We start from the raw sequence: 14,786 nt of genomic DNA on the forward strand, positions 1-14,786 counted from the left end.
GTCAGCGCGCGGCGACGGGGCCGGTCGAGCTGCGGACCACCAGCTGCGTCTCCAACGTGACGTGACCCGGGCCCGAGTCGGGTTCGTCGATCAACGCGAGCAGCGTGTCCACGGCCGTCACGCCGGCCTCCGTCCCGGGCACGTGGACCGACGTGAGCGTCGGGTACGCCATCGCCGACATCGGGCTGTCGTCGACGCCGATCACGCTGAGGTCGGTCCCGACCCGCAGGCCGCGCTCCGCGACCCGCGCGAGCACGCCGAGCGCGATGAGGTCGTCGTACGCGATGACGCCGGTGGCCTCGCCGGCCAGCACGAGGTCGGCCGCGTGGACGCCGGACTGCACCTGCGGCTCGAACGGTCCGTGCTGGACGAGCGTGAGCCCGAGCCGCTCGGCGGTCTGCTCGACGGCGTGGCGGCGCTGCTCGTTGGACCAGGACCGCCGCGGCCCGTTGAGGTAGGCGATCGTCCGGTGGCCGAGCGCCGCGAGGTGCTCGACGGCCTGCCCCATGCCGTCGCCGGCGTCGATGATGACGCTCGTGCTGCCCGGGATCTCACGGTTGATGAAGACCACGGGTGCGAGCTGGGCGAGCTCACCGAGCCGGTCGGCTCCCGTGCGCGGGGAGGCGATCACGAGGCCGTCCACCCGGCGACGGATGGTCCGGGCGAGCGGCAGCTCGTCGGCGGCACGCTCGTCGATGTCCGCGATGAGCACCGTCCACCCCTTGATGGCGGCGCGCGCCTGCACCGCCTTGATGATCGGGGGGAAGAAGGGGTTGGCGATGTCCGGCACGACGAGGCCGATCAGGTCGGTCCGTCCGGACGAGAGGGAGCGCGCGACCCGGTTCGGGACGTAGCCGAGCTCCTTGGCGATCGCCAGGACCCGCTCGCGGGTCGCCGGATTGACCTTGTCGGGAGCCGACAGAGCGCGTGAGACGGTGGACTCCGAGAGATCGGCTCGAGCTGCGATGTCCGCGAGCGTCACCGCCATGCGTCCTCCCCGTGGTCGTCCCGCGGTTGCAGCAGGAGATCGTCAGAGTATGGCACGCGGGAGCACGTGTTTCAGCCCGGTTTCCGACTCTTTGCAGCGCGATGTGGCCCATGGGCGGCATTTGCAGCAAGCGCATGCATCCCCTAACGTGACGCCGGGACGGCACCGCCGTCGTCCTGCACAGGCGAGATCGGAGCAGCATGGGTCACCTGAGGATCGGGGTCGTCGGGTACGGCAATCGCGGCGTGATCGCGCAGCGCGCCGCCGAGCTCGACGGCGATGCGAGCGTCGTCGCCGTCGCCGAGCCCCTGGCGCCCGGACAGGCTCGTGCCCGGCGCGACTTCGGTCCCGAGACCCAGGTCGTCGCCGACGTCGCCGGGCTCGTGGCGGTCGGGGTCGACGCCGCCTTCATCACGAGTCCCGACTTCCTCCACGAGGAGCACGCCGTCGAGCTGCTCGAGGGCGGCGTGGCCGTCTTCGTCGACAAGCCCCTCGCGATCACGCTCGACGGCGCCGACCGGATCCTCGAGACCGCCCGGCGCACGGGATCGCGCCTGTACGTCGGGCACAACATGCGGCACATGCCCGTCATCCGGCTGATGCGTGATCTCGTCGCGGACGGCGCGATCGGCGAGGTCAAGGCCGTGTGGTGTCGGTACTTCGTCGGCGACGGAGGCGACAACTTCTTCAAGGACTGGCACGCGGACCGCTCGAAGGTCAACTCCTTGCTGCTGCAGAAGGCGTCGCACGACATCGACGTCATCCACTGGCTCGCCGGCGGCTACACCTCCCGCGTCGTCGCGATGGGCGAGCAGACGCTGTACGCCGGCATCACGGACCGTGCCGACCACTCCCACCAGCTCGTGCGCGAGTGGCACTCCCGCGAGGACAACTGGCCGCCCCTCCGCCAGACGGGCCTCAACGAGGTGGTCGACGTCGAGGACCTCACGATGGTGCAGATGGCGTTGGACAACGGCGTCCTCGCCAGCTATCAGGAGTGCCACTACACGCCGGACTACTGGCGCAACTACACGGTGATCGGCACCGAGGGTCGCCTGGAGAACTTCGGCCTCGGCCCGACCGGCGTCGTCCGGGTCTGGAACCGCCGGTCCGAGTTCGCCGAGCACGGGGACCTGGAGATCCCGATCCCGCACGTTGAGGGCGGGCACCACGGAGCCGACCCCGCCTTGTTCTCCGAGTTCCTGAACTTCGTGCGGACCGGGGAGCCCACCCAGACCTCGCCCGTGGCCGCTCGGGCCGCCGTCGCGACGGCGGCCCTGGCCACCGACTCGATGCGGAGCGGGTCCGCGCCCCGGCAGGTCCCCTCGCTCGACCCTGACCTTCGCGCGTACTTCGAGGCCGGTCAGCCGGCGTCGGCGCACGCGACACCGAGCCGATGACGGCCCGGCACCCCACCCATCGGAAGAGAGGCACCACCATGGAGAAGACGCTCGCCGCGATGACGCGACGTGGGTTCCTCGCGGTCGGCAGCGCAGGGCTGGGCGGGGCAGCCCTCGCCGCCTGCACGTCGTCATCGGAGACGCCCGAGTTCGCCGCGGACACCGACGCCCTCGAGTCGCCCATGCTCGCCGAGCTGGTCGCCGCCGGGAGCCTGCCGGAGCTGGCCGAGCGCCTGCCCGCCACCCCGATGGTCGTCGAGCCGATCGAGGGTACGGGAGCGTTCGGGGGCACCCTGCAGCGGGCCCAGACCGACGCGACGGCGACCGGCGTCATGCAGTCGTTCGCCCCCACGGGTCTCCTCGAGTGGAATGTCGCCTCCGACGCCTCGCAGGAGAGCCTCGCGGAGTCCTACGAGATCAGCGACGACAACCGCGTGTACACGTTCACGCTGCGCGAGGGGCTGAAGTGGTCCGACGGCGAGCCGTTCACCTCGGCCGACCTCGCGTTCGCGATCGAGAACTGGCTCGGCAACGCGACGCTGGTGCCGGTGCCGCCCTTCTGGTATTCCGACGTCGACCAGCAGCTGCCGATGTTCGACGCGCCCGACGAACGGACCGTCGTCATCGAGTTCCGCGAACCCTTCTCGTTGTTCGAGAAGTACATGTGTCACCCGGGCGTGAGCACGCAGTTCATCAAGCCCAAGCACTACCTGGAGCAGTTCCACCCGGACTTCGCCGACCAGGCCGACGTCGACGCCGCGTCAGCCGCCGCGGGCTTCGACTCGTGGGACCAGTACTTCGCCGACCGCGACAACACGTGGACGAACCCGGACCGACCGACCATGGGCGCGTTCAAGGTGACCGCACCGGCGAGCGCCCAGAGCGGCACGGCGACGCTCGAGCGGAACGCCTACTTCTGGAAGACGGACCCGGACGGCCGCCAGCTGCCGTACGTCGACAAGATCCAGGTGCAGGTGCTCGACCAGTCGGCACTCGACCTGCGGGCCGCCAACGGCGACCTCGACTTCCAGGGCTACTACCTCGGCTACAGCACCACGGAGACGTACCTGGCGAACGCGGAGAGCCGCGGTTTCGAGGTGCTGCGCTGGACGGACACGTGGTCGCTGCTCTCGCTGTGCTTCAACCTGTCGCACCAGAACGAGGCGCTGCGTGAGGTGTTCCTGCTGCGCGACTTCAGGTTCGCGATGTCGCACGCGATCAACCGCGACGAGATCAACTCCACGCTCCTGGGCGGCCTCGGCATCATCCGGAACCCCGTGGCTCCCGAGGGCACCGAGTACGGCGTGGACGGCAGCGGCCAGACGGCGATCGAGTACGACGTCGACCGGGCGAACGAGCTGCTCGACGGCCTCGGTCTGGCGCTCGCGGGCGACGTGCGGGCGCTCCCGGACGGGACGCCGCTCGAGCTCACGCTGCTGTACATGGACGACAACCAGGGCATGTCGCGCGCCGACGCGTTCGGCATGGTGCAGGAGATGTGGGCCGCCGTCGGCGTCCGGCTGAACCTCAGACCCGTCGACTCGACGCTGTACGCGCAGCTGCGGCTCGCGAACGACTTCGACGTCGACGGCACGTCGATGATCGAGGAGGACTTCGACCTCGAGCCCGTCTGGTTCGTGCCGACCGGCGGCAACAGCCACACCGCCCCGGGCTTCGGGCTCTGGTACTCGACGAGCGGTGCCGACGGGATCGAGCCGCCGGACGAGTTCAAGCAGCTCCTCGCGAACTGGGACGCGCTCCGCTCGGCGCCCACCGCGGACGACCGGGTCGCATCCGGGCAGGAGATCATGCAGGCCCACAACGACAACGTGTACGTGATCGGCCTCATGAAGCTGCCGTTCCAGCCGGTCGTCGTGAACAGCTCGCTCAAGAACGTGCGGGACGACGCCCCGAAGATGTCGTTCTACTACGGCCGCGAGGGCATCACGAAGACCGAGCAGATCTTCTTCGAGTAGGCGGACGGTGCTGCGCTACATAGGGTTCCGTGCGCTCAACGCCGTCCCGACGCTCGTCGTCGTCTCGTTCGTCGCGTTCTTCGTCATCCAGCTGCCGCCGGGCGACTTCGTGACGACTCAGCTCCAGCAGCTCGAGTCGCAGGGAGCGACAGTCGACCCGGCGTTCGCCGAGGCGCTGCGGGACCGCTACGGGATCGGCGAGCCGTTCCTCGTGCAGTACGGCACGTGGATCCGGAACATCGTGCTCGACGGTGACATGGGGCTGTCGTTCCAGTACCAGCGCCCGGTGACGGAGCTCATCGGGGAGCGGCTCCCGCTGACGCTGCTGCTCGGCGTCGCGACGTTGCTCGTCACCTACCTCATCGCGCTGCCCGCCGGCGTCTATGCGGCGGTGCGGCAGCGCAGCGGCGCCGACTACACGATCTCGGTGATCGGGTTCATCGCGCTCGCGACGCCGAACTTCCTGCTGGCACTCGTGCTCTCGTACATCGGGTTCAAGTACTTCGGGCAGAGCGTCGGCGGCCTGTTCTCCCCGGAGTACGTCGACGCGCCGTGGAGCCTCGCGAAGGTCGGGGACCTGCTCGCGCACCTGTGGGTGCCGGTGCTGGTGCTCGGGATCGGCGGCACGGCCGGGATCATCCGCACCCTGCGGGCGAACCTGCTCGACGAGCTCAACAAGCCGTACGTGACGACGGCGCGGGCGAAAGGTCTCCCCGAGGGGAAGGTCGTGCGCAAGTACCCGGTCCGGGTGGCGCTGAACCCGTTCGTCTCGACGGCGGGGTGGCACCTGCCGTCGCTGTTCGACGGCGAGGTGATCGTCGCCGTGGTCCTGTCGCTGGGGACGGTCGGCCCGTTGCTGCTCGCCTCGCTCAAGTCCCAGGACATGTTCCTGGCCGGCGGCATCCTGCTCATCGTCGCCGTGCTCACGGTCGTGGGGACCCTGCTGTCGGACATCCTGCTCGCGGCGGTCGACCCGCGCGTGCGATTCGGGAGGGCGTGATGGGACGGACCGGAGAGCCGGCGCGGCTCGGGCGCCCGGGGCACGGCCTCGGCGCGGAGGACATGCCGCCGGACGACGACGCGGTGCGGGCCGCCGTCGCCGGCGTCGAGACGGACGAGGCGGTGCACACGTCGCCGGTCGCCGAGGAGCCCGAGTGGGCTCCGCAGCGGCCCGGCCGCGGGGAGGACGACGGCGCAGGTCCGGCCGCGCCCTTGGCGCAGCTGTCCCAGTCGCGCCTCATCTGGCGCCGGTTCCGTCGCCACCGCGCGGCACTGGTCGCCGTCGTCGTCCTCGTGCTGATGTACCTGGTCGCACTGTTCGCGGGGTTCTTCGCGCCCGCCGACCCCGCGGCCACGAGCGCCGACCACGCGTTCCAGCCGCCGCAGGTCCCGCACGTGTCGCTGTCCGAGGGTGCCTGGGTGCACCCGTCGGTCGGCGTGACGGACCCCGAGACGATGGCGCGGGTCTTCACCGAGGACACGAGCCGCCGGATCCAGCTCGGCTTCTTCGTGCGGGGCGACTCCTACGACATCCTCGGGATCGTCCACGCGGACGTCCACCTGTTCGGGCCGGTCGACGCCGCCGAGCGCTGGTACCCGCTCGGCGCGGACCGGAAGGGTGCGGACCTCGCGTCGCGGATCATCTTCGGGTCGCAGGTGTCCCTGTCGATCGGGCTCATCGGCGTCGCCGTCTCGCTCGTGCTCGGGCTCGTGCTCGGCGGGATCTCGGGGTACTTCGGCGGGTGGGTCGACAACGTCGTCCAGCGGGTCATCGAGTTCATCATGTCGATCCCGACGCTCCCGCTCTGGCTGAGCCTCGCCGCGGCCATCCCGCCCGGCTGGGGGGCGGTGCAGACGTACCTCATGATCACGGTGATCCTCTCGCTCATCGGGTGGACGTCGCTGGCGCGCGTGATCCGCGGCCGCTTCCTGCAGACGCGGGACGAGGACTTCGTGCTCGCGGCGCGGCTCGACGGCGTGAGCACGCCGAGGATCATCGGGCGGCACCTCGTGCCGTCGTTCGCGTCGCACATCATCGCGACGGTCAGCCTGGCGATCCCCGCGATGATCCTCGCGGAGACGTCGCTGTCGTTCCTCGGGCTCGGGCTGCGCGCCCCGGCCGTGTCCTGGGGCGTGCTGCTGCAGGACGCGCAGAACGTGCAGACGGTGGCCACGGCACCGTGGCTGATGCTGCCCGGCATCGCCGTGGTGCTCGCGGTGGTCGCGTTCAACTTCGTCGGCGACGGGCTGCGGGACTCCGCCGACCCGTACGACAACTGAGGGAGCAGGCGTGAACGACACACCCGACCACGTCCTCGACGTCCGCGACCTGAGGGTCTCGTTCGTCACCGACCACGGCGCGGTCCGCGCCGTCGACGGTATTTCCTTCGCCGTCCCGCGCGGTTCGACGACGTGCCTGGTGGGGGAGTCCGGGTCCGGGAAGTCGGCGACGGCGCGGTCGATCCTGCAGGTGCTCGACGTCGCCGGCCGGATCGACGGCGGCGAGATCCTCTTCCGCGCGGCGGCCGGTGCGGACGCCGTCGACCTCGCAGCCCTGGACGCGCGCGGCCCCGCGATCCGCGACGTGCGCGGACGTGACATCGGCATGGTCTTCCAGGAGCCGATGTCCGCGCTCAGCCCGGTCCACACGATCGGCAACCAGATCGCCGAGGTCCTCGCGATCCACGAGGGGCTCGACCCGCGTTCGAAGGAGGCGCGACGGCGGGTGGTCGCCGAGCTCGAGCTCGTCGGCATCCCCCGGGCCGCCGAGCGGTTCGACGCGCACACGTTCCAGCTCTCGGGGGGCATGCGGCAGCGCGCGATGATCGCGATGGCGCTCATCTCGAGGCCTGCGCTCCTCATCGCCGACGAGCCGACCACGGCGCTCGACGTCACGACCCAGGCGCAGATCCTCGACCTCCTCGCCGAGCTCAAGGACACGCTCGGGATGTCGATGCTGTTCATCACGCACGACCTCGGCGTCGTGGCCGAGATCGCTGACGACGTCGCGGTGATGCACGACGGGAACGTCGTGGAGGCCGGCGGCGTGCGGCAGATCTTCCACGCGCCGCGCGACCGCTACACCAGGCACCTGCTGGCGTCGTTGCCGCAGCGCGCCGACAGCCCCCTCGCCGTCCACGAGCCGGAGCCGAGCGCCGTCGCCGCGGAGGAGACGTCCACCGCGCAGGAGAAGCCCCTGCTCGAGGTGGAGGACCTCGTCATGGAGTTCCGCCTGCCGAGCCGGTCGCGGTTCGGCCGGTCGAAGGAGATCCTGCGGGCCGTCGACGGCGTCAGCCTGGCGCTGCACCCGGGCCGCACGCTCGGGCTCGTGGGTGAGTCCGGGTCCGGCAAGACGACGGTCGGGCGCACGATCCTGCGTGCCTACGAACCGAAGCAGGGCAGCATCCGGTACCGCACGACGTCCGGCGACGAGGTGGACCTCGCGCGGCTCGGGAACGCGGCGCTCCGGCCGTTCCGGCGGGAGATCCGCATGGTGTTCCAGGACCCGTACTCCTCGCTCAACCCGCGCATGACCGTCGAGCAGGTCGTCACCGAGCCCCTCCGCACCGCCGGCGTGAAGGACCGCGACGAGCGGCGGGAGCGCGCGGCGTCGATGCTGCGGCGCGTCGGGCTCAACCCGGCGATGCTCGCGCGGTACCCCCACGCGTTCTCCGGCGGCGAGCGTCAGCGCATCGGCATCGCCCGCGCGCTCATCACGCAGCCGCGGATCGTCGTCGCCGACGAGGCGGTGTCGGCCCTCGACGTCTCCGTGCGCACCCAGGTGCTCGAGCTGCTCGCGGAGCTGCGCGAGGAGATGGGCCTCGCCTACCTGTTCATCTCGCACGACCTCTCCGTGGTCGAGCGCGTGTGCGACGACGTCGCCGTGATGTACCGCGGCTCGATCGTGGAGCGCGGCGAGGTCGACGCCGTGTTCGCGGACCCGCAGCACGGGTACACCCAGGCGCTGCTGTCGGCGGTGCCGATCGCCGACCCGGACGAGCGGGGCACCCGGACGCGCGTCACGTACGCCCCGGAGCTCGTCGCCCAGCCCGCCTGAGCGAGCGTCGGCGTCACGCCGGGCGCCGAACTCGTACCGGGGCGGCGAGCTCGTACCCCCGGGTGACCGATCTCGCCGCGGAGGTACGAGCTCGACCGACCTCGCCGGGCGGGGTCAGGGCAGCAGGCGCAGGCGGTCGCCCAGCAGCCGCTCGACGCGGGCCTCGTCGAACCGGCCGGCGTAGCCGGGCAGCACCCACTGCCAGCGCCCGGAGTCGGCGTCCCAGGCGCGCGTGGTGAGGTCCGTGCGCGGGTCGACGTGGCCGTGCAGCTCGATCTCGGCGATCTCGGCGTCCAGAACGCCGGCGAGCAGCGCCGTGAACGTGTGGAGCCCCCAGGCCCGGAGGCGGATCGGACCGGGACGCAACCCGGGGACCAGGCCCTCCCGCAGGAGGCGCACGGTCTCGACCACGTCCCACGCGCGCCCCGCCTGCCACGAGTCGCCGAGCCACAGCAGGTCGCACCCGAGCTTGAACGTCGAGCTGCCGATCGTGCGCGGGTCGCGCCCGTCGCGCTCGTGCGGGACGAGCGCACCGGTGCCGCGCACGTCGAGGGCGAGCACGGCGTCGTCGTCCGGTGCCCAGTCCGGCGCGAGGGCCGGTGTTCCGGCGTCCTGCAGCTCGATCGTGAGGGGGAGGTCGTCGCGCACGCCGTCGAGCGGGGTCCGCACCACCCCGGCGACGGGAACGCCGTCCTCGGTGAACCAGAAGCCGCGACGCACTCGCGACCCCTCCGGCGTCGCGGCGTCGTCGGCCTCGAACCAGCGCGGGGCGCCGTCCACGCGGCGTCGCGGGACGCTGACCCGTCCCGACAACCAGGCGACCGCGTCGTCGTCGTCCGGGCCGGGCGGCAGCGGGCCGGGGAGCTCGGCGAGCTGGTCGTCGAAGAGGAACGTCTCGCCGGGGACGTCCAGCGCGACCTCGCCGCTGCGCGTCACGCGCAGCCGGTCCGCCGTCAGCGGGGCGGTGCTCACCCGGTCGTCGGCGACGGCGTCCCCTCCGAGGTGGTGCGCGAAGAACGCCGCCGCGGCGTCCGCCATCGCGGGGTCGTACCGGTGGGGCACGGGGAACGAGGCCAGCTCCAGGCTGCTCCTGCTGCCGCCGCACCGCGCGAGGAGGTCGTGCGCCTCCGCCACGGTGGCCCGGGTGCCCTCGATCGGGAAGAAGTCGTACTCGGCCGCGAGCACGAGGGTCGGGCGCGGCGCGAAGGCGAGGAGCAGGTCGACGTGGTCGACGCCGTCGAGCGTGCCGGACAGCAGGTGCTGTTCCGCGTCCTGCCAGCCGCCCGTGACCTGGTACGCCGTGCGCGCGGTGACGAACGTGCCGGGAGCGGCGGCGGCTACGCGGGGATCGACGGCCATGAGCAGGGTGGTCAGCAGTCCGCCGCCGCTGTTGCCCGTGACCCCGATCCGGGCCGGGTCGACGTCGGGGAGCGAGGCCAGCAGGCTGATCCCGGCCATCGCGTCGCGCAGGAAGCCACGAGCGACCGACCGGCCGTGCCACCAGTGCTGGATGCCGGCGACGGTGTGCTCCTGGGTGCCCCACCCGACGGCGAGCGAGCCGTCGTCGCGGACGTAGGAGTGGCGCTCGCCCTGCCCGAGCGGGTCGGCCATCAGCACGACGAGCCCGGCTGCGGCGAGCCGCCGTGCCACGTGCTGGTACACCGGGTCCGCCTTCGCCGTCTCCGCGTGCCCGCAGGCGAAGAACACGGCGCCCCGGCTCGAGGCGGGCGCGGTGGGCCGGTACAGCGTGGCCGTGACGTGGGTGGTCGGCGTGGCTGCGTAGTGGAGGAGGTCGACGTCGAGCCCGTCCTCGTGCCTCGTGGCGGTGACGGTCACCGGCGGGGGCGTCGGGTCCACGTCCGGAGCTCCGCCCAGGCCTCGCAGCACCGCGTCCCTGATGCGCTGCTGCTCCTGCGCGAGGTCCGCCGGGGAGGTCAGGAGCCGCCGCCGGTCCTGCCACTGCCGCACGAGCTCACGGGTGCGTCGCTCGACCAAGCGGTGCAGGGCGAGCTCGGTGTCGAGGTACCCGTCGAGGTTGGCACGGAAACCCGGTCGGGCGACGTCGGCCATGGGGGTGCGTGGTCCTTCCGGGAGGTGGAGGCGCCAGAACACTGCATGCGATTGCAGAAAGTGCAGCATATCGGGCAGAGTGGCGGTGTGGGAACGACGACATCCTCGACCTCGTCCGAGCCTGGCACACGCACCACGTACGCGGTGTGCGGGCTGTCCAACCGCGGTGTGGCCAGCTTCCTGCGCCCGCTGCTCGGGTCCCGAGGGGGGAGCGAGAGCAGCGTCGGCTTCGGGGCGAACGTCGAGGACTACTCGGGCAGCGCGGAGCTCGTCGCCGTGCTCGACGCCGACGCCGCGCGCATCGGCGAGTTCCGCGACACCCTGCTGCCCGCAGGCTACGGACCCGTCGCGGAATACGGTGCGGACGACGTCGGGCGCATGCTCGACGAGACCCGCCCCGACGTGCTGCTCGTGACCGGCCCGGACCATACGCACGCCGGGCACGTCCTCGCGGCGCTGGAGCGCGGCGTCGACGTCATCGCCGAGAAGCCCATGACGTCGACGGCGCACGACGCCGCGCGCGTGCTGGCGGCGGAGCGCGCGAGCACCGCCCGCGTGCGGGTCACGCACAACCTGCGGTACACCCCGCGGCACCGTCAGATCCGGCGACTCATCGCGGACGGCGCGATCGGCCGGCCGACCCACGTGACGCTCGAGTACCACGTCGACACCCGCCACGGCGCGAGCTACTTCCTGCGGTGGAACCGCACGCGGGCGGCGTCGGGCGGGCTCAGCATCCACAAGAGCTGCCACCACCTCGACCTGATCAACTGGCTGATCGGCGACCTCCCGGCGTCCGTCGTCGCGCACGGCGCCCAGAACTACTTCGGGCCGCGCAGCCCGCACCGCCCCGCGCCCGGCGACGTCGACCCGTACGCGGCCGCGCTGAGCGCGTCCGGAGCGCTGCCGGGCGCCGACGGCGTGCGCCGCGGACTGTTCGACCTCGCCTACCGCGAGCAGTACCCCCAGCCCATGTCCCTGTACGACGACGAGATCGACGTCGAGGACACGTACCTGGCGCTCGTGCGCTACGGCGGGGGTGCTGCGCTGGCCTACTCGATCGACTTCTCCTCGCCGTGGGAGGGCTACACGCTCGGGATCAGCGGCACGCACGGTCGCATCGAGGCCACGTACGGCCGCGAGCGCGACGGGCAGCCCCGCGAGGGCTCCGACCACATCGTGCACTACCCGTTGTTCGGGTCGCGCTCCCGCATCGACGTCGCCACCGGTGCGGGCGGTCACGACGGTGCGGACGCCCTCATGCGCGCCGACCTGTTCGGGACGCCCTCGGCGGAGTCGGCCGAGCTCGGCCTCGCCGCCTCCACCCAGCAGGCTGCCTACGCCGTCGCGGCCGGCGAGGCGATGTGGCGCTCCGCGTCCACGGGCGCACCCGTCGACGTCGCGGCGCTGCTCGAGGGCGAGGCGTGAGCGCCCCTCGGCTGACACGGGAGTCCGCGCGCGGCGTCTCCGCACGCCCCGGCGTGCGCGGGCCGCTCGTGGAGCCGGCCGCCGTCGGCGTCGTCCACCTCGGCATCGGGGCGTTCCACCGGGCCCACCAGGCGGTCTACACCGAACGTGCCGCCGCGCTCGCGGGGGAGCGGGAGTGGGGGATCCTCGGGGTCACCGGGCGGCGTCCCGACGTCGCCCGCGTGCTCGACGCCTCGGGCGGCGTCTACGGCGTGCTCGTGCGGGACGGCGCGGACGTGAGCGTCGACGTCGTCGGCGCGGTCGTGGAGGCGGCATCGCCGGACCAGGACGCCGAGCGCGTGGTCGCCGCGATCGCGGCCGAGACGACCGCCGTCGTCAGCCTGACGATCACGGAGCACGGCTACGCCGGACCCCCGTTCTCCCCGCCGATCGAGCTGCTGGTCCGGGGCCTGCGGCGGCGGGCTGCGCACGGGGCGCCGCTGTCCGTGCTCAGCTGCGACAACCTGGTCGACAACGGCGCGGTGCTGCGTCGCATCGTCCGCGCCGCCGTCTCGGGCGACGACGGCGTCGCGCGCTGGGTCGACGACGCCGTCCGCTTCCCGCGCTCGATGGTGGACCGGATCGTGCCCGCCACCACGGCGGAGGACCGCCGTGCGGCGGCGGTGCTGACCGGGTTCGACGACGCCGGGCTCGTGGTCGCGGAGCCGTTCAGCGAGTGGGTGATCGAGGACGACCTCGCCGAGCGGCGGCCGCGCTGGGAGCTCGCGGGTGCGCGGGTCGTGCCCGACGTCGAACCGTACGAGCGGCTCAAGCTGCGCACGCTCAACGCCACGCACAGCCTGCTCGCGTACGAGGGCGAGGCGCGCGGGCACACGACGATCGCCGAGGCGCTGGACGACGACGAGCTCGCGCGACGGGTCGAGGCCCTCATGGCGGAGTCCGGGCTGACGCTCGAGCAGCCCCCGGGCATCGACGTCGTCGCGTACCGGGCCGAGGTCCTGCGGCGGTTCCGCAACCGTGGGATGCGGCACACGGTCGCCCAGATCGGGCACGACGGCTCCCGCAAGCTGCCCATCCGCGTGGGCGGGACGATCGGCGACCTCGTGGCGCAGGGGGTGACCCCCGACGCGACGGCGCGGGTGCTCGCCGCGTGGGCCGTGCACCTGCGTCGCGGCGCCGTCGTCGACCCCCTCGCGGACGAGCTCCAGGCGGCGGCCCGGGCCGCTCGCGACGCCGTCGAGCTCGCCGAGCTGGTGCTGCGGCTGCCGGGGATTGTGCCGGACGCCGTCGCCGGCCGACGCGACGTGCGCGACGCCGTCGCCGCACACACCGCGGAGATCCTCGCTCTGGCGTGACGCCGGTGCCGCCCGGCATTGCCCCCGGCCGCGGCCGGTGGTCTCATGGCGCGATGAGCTCCGAGCGCTTCGCTGAGGTGGCCGGCGCCTTCGACGGGCGGCCCGGCGTCGCGCTGCCCGAGGACGGCGATCGGCACTTCGGGATGGGCACGCTCCGCGTCGACCGACGGATCTTCGCGATGCTGCACGACGACGCGCTGGTCCTCAAGCTGCCGGCGTCGCGGGTGGCGGAGCTCGTGGGCGACGGCGTCGGGACGTCGTTCGGTTCCGCGAACCGCGGCAAGCCCCTCCGGGAGTGGGTGACGATCACCGACCCCACGGCGGACTGGGAGGCGCTGGCCGAGGAGGCGTACGCGTTCGTGCGCGCTCTGAGGGAGGCCGGCAGGGCTGCCGGAGACGGCGAACGGCCCGGGACCGTGCGGTCCCGGGCCGTTCGCTGTGGTCGGGGTGACAGGATTTGAACCTGCGACCTCTTCGTCCCGAACGAAGCGCGCTACCAAGCTGCGCCACACCCCGTGTTGAGCCGGTTCAGGATAGCCGAGCAGGGCCCCGAACACGAAAACGGGTGAGGGTGGTCCCGGTCACCACGCCGAGGGCCGGCGCGAGTCACGGGGCACCAGGTCGACGAGCGTCGCCTCGGGCCGGCAGGCCAGCCGCACGGGCGTGTACGGCGACGTCCCGAGCCCGGCGCTCACGTGGAGCCAGAGGGAGCCCTCGCCCCCCGGCTCGTCGGGGCGGGCGCCTGGCCACCCGTGCAGCCCGCTCGCCCGTCGAGTGTCCAGGTCGCAGTTCGTCACGAGCGCGCCGTAGCCAGGCACGCACAGCTGCCCGCCGTGCGTGTGGCCGGCCAGCACGAGCTGCGCGCCGTCGTCCTGCATCCCACGCAGCACCCGCTGGTACGGGGCGTGCGCGACGCCGATCCGCACCGACGAACCCGGGGCGGCACCGCCGTCGGCAGGTGCGGTGACGGGCGGCGGAAGGACGTCCCGCTCGAGGTGCGGGTCATCCACGCCCACGAGGTCGAGGCGGGTCCCGCCGACGTCGATCGTGTCGCGTCGGTTGGTCAGGTCACGCCACCCCGCGGCGCGGAACGCCGCGCCGAGCTCCTTGCCGGGCAGCCGATCACCGCTCGGTCCCTCGTCGCCGAACCCGCGCGGGTCGTCGAGGAAGTAGCGGAGCGGGTTCTTGATCTTCGGGGCGAAGTAGTCGTTCGATCCCATGACGAACGCGCCGGGCAGCGCCAGCAGCGGTTCGAGCGCGTCGAGGACGGCGGGGAGCGCCTCGCGGTGCGCCATGTTGTCGCCCGTGTCGACGACGACGTCGGGACCCGTGGTCGCGAGGTCACGGAGCCAGGCGCGCTTGTCGGCCTGGCGCGGGACGAGGTGCAGGTCCGAGAGGTGCAAGATCCGGACCGGCCTCGCGCCGGGGGAGAGCACCGGGACCGGGACATGCCGCAGCGTGTAGCGCCGCGCCTCGAGCAGGGACCAGCCGAGGACGCCGGCCCCCACCGTC

General features: G+C 72.5%; 11 protein-coding genes and 1 tRNA gene. 8 read left to right on the forward strand and 4 right to left on the reverse strand.

The features are described 5' to 3' along the window. Position 1: 1 nt before the first annotated feature. The gene (locus BCAV_RS02995) at positions 2–988 is read right to left on the reverse strand and encodes a LacI family DNA-binding transcriptional regulator (protein WP_012725636.1); all 987 of its coding nucleotides are present in this window, start codon (positions 986–988) and stop codon (positions 2–4) included. A 200-nt stretch (positions 989–1,188) separates the two neighbouring features. Here BCAV_RS02995 and BCAV_RS03000 point away from each other — a divergent pair, with 200 nt between their 5' ends. Genes BCAV_RS03000 through BCAV_RS03020 form a run of 5 tightly spaced genes read left to right on the forward strand, consistent with a single transcriptional unit; the run spans position 1,189 to position 8,421 of the window. Next, positions 1,189–2,388 (forward strand): Gfo/Idh/MocA family protein, encoded by a 1,200-nt coding sequence (locus BCAV_RS03000; RefSeq protein ID WP_012725637.1) that lies wholly within the window; start codon positions 1,189–1,191, stop codon positions 2,386–2,388. 38 nt (positions 2,389–2,426) lie between these two features. Further along, entirely contained in the window at positions 2,427–4,364 is a 1,938-nt protein-coding gene (locus tag BCAV_RS03005; protein ID WP_012725638.1) for an ABC transporter substrate-binding protein, read from the forward strand. A gap of 7 nt (positions 4,365–4,371) precedes the next feature. Then, the gene (locus BCAV_RS03010) at positions 4,372–5,364 is read left to right on the forward strand and encodes an ABC transporter permease (protein WP_012725639.1); all 993 of its coding nucleotides are present in this window, start codon (positions 4,372–4,374) and stop codon (positions 5,362–5,364) included. Next, a complete protein-coding gene (locus tag BCAV_RS03015) occupies positions 5,364–6,644 on the forward strand; it encodes an ABC transporter permease (protein ID WP_012725640.1) in 1,281 nt (426 codons plus the stop codon). The genes BCAV_RS03010 and BCAV_RS03015 overlap by 1 nt, the downstream gene beginning before the upstream one ends. Before the next feature lie 10 nt (positions 6,645–6,654). Then, positions 6,655–8,421 (forward strand): ABC transporter ATP-binding protein, encoded by a 1,767-nt coding sequence (locus BCAV_RS03020; RefSeq protein ID WP_012725641.1) that lies wholly within the window; start codon positions 6,655–6,657, stop codon positions 8,419–8,421. Between the two features lie 114 nt (positions 8,422–8,535). Here BCAV_RS03020 and BCAV_RS03025 read toward each other — a convergent pair whose 3' ends face one another. Further along, positions 8,536–10,491: a S9 family peptidase gene (locus BCAV_RS03025; protein WP_012725642.1), complete on the reverse strand. Its 1,956-nt coding sequence runs from the start codon at positions 10,489–10,491 to the stop codon at positions 8,536–8,538. An 87-nt stretch (positions 10,492–10,578) separates the two neighbouring features. Here BCAV_RS03025 and BCAV_RS03030 point away from each other — a divergent pair, with 87 nt between their 5' ends. The 3 genes from BCAV_RS03030 to BCAV_RS21995 are packed head-to-tail and all read left to right on the forward strand — an operon-like array spanning position 10,579 to position 13,735. Then, complete coding sequence (locus BCAV_RS03030; RefSeq protein WP_050761595.1) at positions 10,579–11,919, forward strand: Gfo/Idh/MocA family protein; 1,341 nt, start codon at positions 10,579–10,581, stop codon at positions 11,917–11,919. Next, positions 11,916–13,274: a mannitol dehydrogenase family protein gene (locus tag BCAV_RS22615; RefSeq protein ID WP_012725644.1), complete on the forward strand. Its 1,359-nt coding sequence runs from the start codon at positions 11,916–11,918 to the stop codon at positions 13,272–13,274. The genes BCAV_RS03030 and BCAV_RS22615 overlap by 4 nt, the downstream gene beginning before the upstream one ends. 53 nt (positions 13,275–13,327) lie before the next feature. Then, positions 13,328–13,735 (forward strand): MmcQ/YjbR family DNA-binding protein, encoded by a 408-nt coding sequence (locus BCAV_RS21995; protein ID WP_085970007.1) that lies wholly within the window; start codon positions 13,328–13,330, stop codon positions 13,733–13,735. Here the strand turns inward: BCAV_RS21995 and BCAV_RS03045 are convergent. Together BCAV_RS03045 and BCAV_RS03050 are read right to left on the reverse strand one after the other, a co-directional pair. Beyond that, positions 13,714–13,790: transfer RNA gene (locus BCAV_RS03045), tRNA-Pro, on the reverse strand. The genes BCAV_RS21995 and BCAV_RS03045 overlap by 22 nt on opposite strands. 65 nt (positions 13,791–13,855) lie before the next feature. Then, entirely contained in the window at positions 13,856–14,782 is a 927-nt protein-coding gene (locus tag BCAV_RS03050) for a metallophosphoesterase (RefSeq protein WP_012725645.1), read from the reverse strand. Between the last annotated feature and the right edge of the window lie 4 nt (positions 14,783–14,786).

Origin of the sequence: Beutenbergia cavernae DSM 12333, from assembly GCF_000023105.1 — a bacterium.
GTDB lineage: Bacteria > Actinomycetota > Actinomycetes > Actinomycetales > Beutenbergiaceae > Beutenbergia > Beutenbergia cavernae.

Excerpts from the sequence above, each read along its gene's own strand:
- BCAV_RS21995 (WP_085970007.1), top strand. The coding sequence starts at position 13,328 with ATGAGCTCCGAGCGCTTCGCTGAGGTGGCCGGCGCCTTCGACGGGCGG.
- BCAV_RS03005 (WP_012725638.1), top strand. The coding sequence starts at position 2,427 with ATGGAGAAGACGCTCGCCGCGATGACGCGACGTGGGTTCCTCGCGGTC.
- BCAV_RS03025 (WP_012725642.1), bottom strand. The coding sequence starts at position 10,491 with ATGGCCGACGTCGCCCGACCGGGTTTCCGTGCCAACCTCGACGGGTAC.
- BCAV_RS03000 (WP_012725637.1), top strand. The coding sequence starts at position 1,189 with ATGGGTCACCTGAGGATCGGGGTCGTCGGGTACGGCAATCGCGGCGTG.
- BCAV_RS03015 (WP_012725640.1), top strand. The coding sequence starts at position 5,364 with ATGGGACGGACCGGAGAGCCGGCGCGGCTCGGGCGCCCGGGGCACGGC.
- BCAV_RS02995 (WP_012725636.1), bottom strand. The coding sequence starts at position 988 with ATGGCGGTGACGCTCGCGGACATCGCAGCTCGAGCCGATCTCTCGGAG.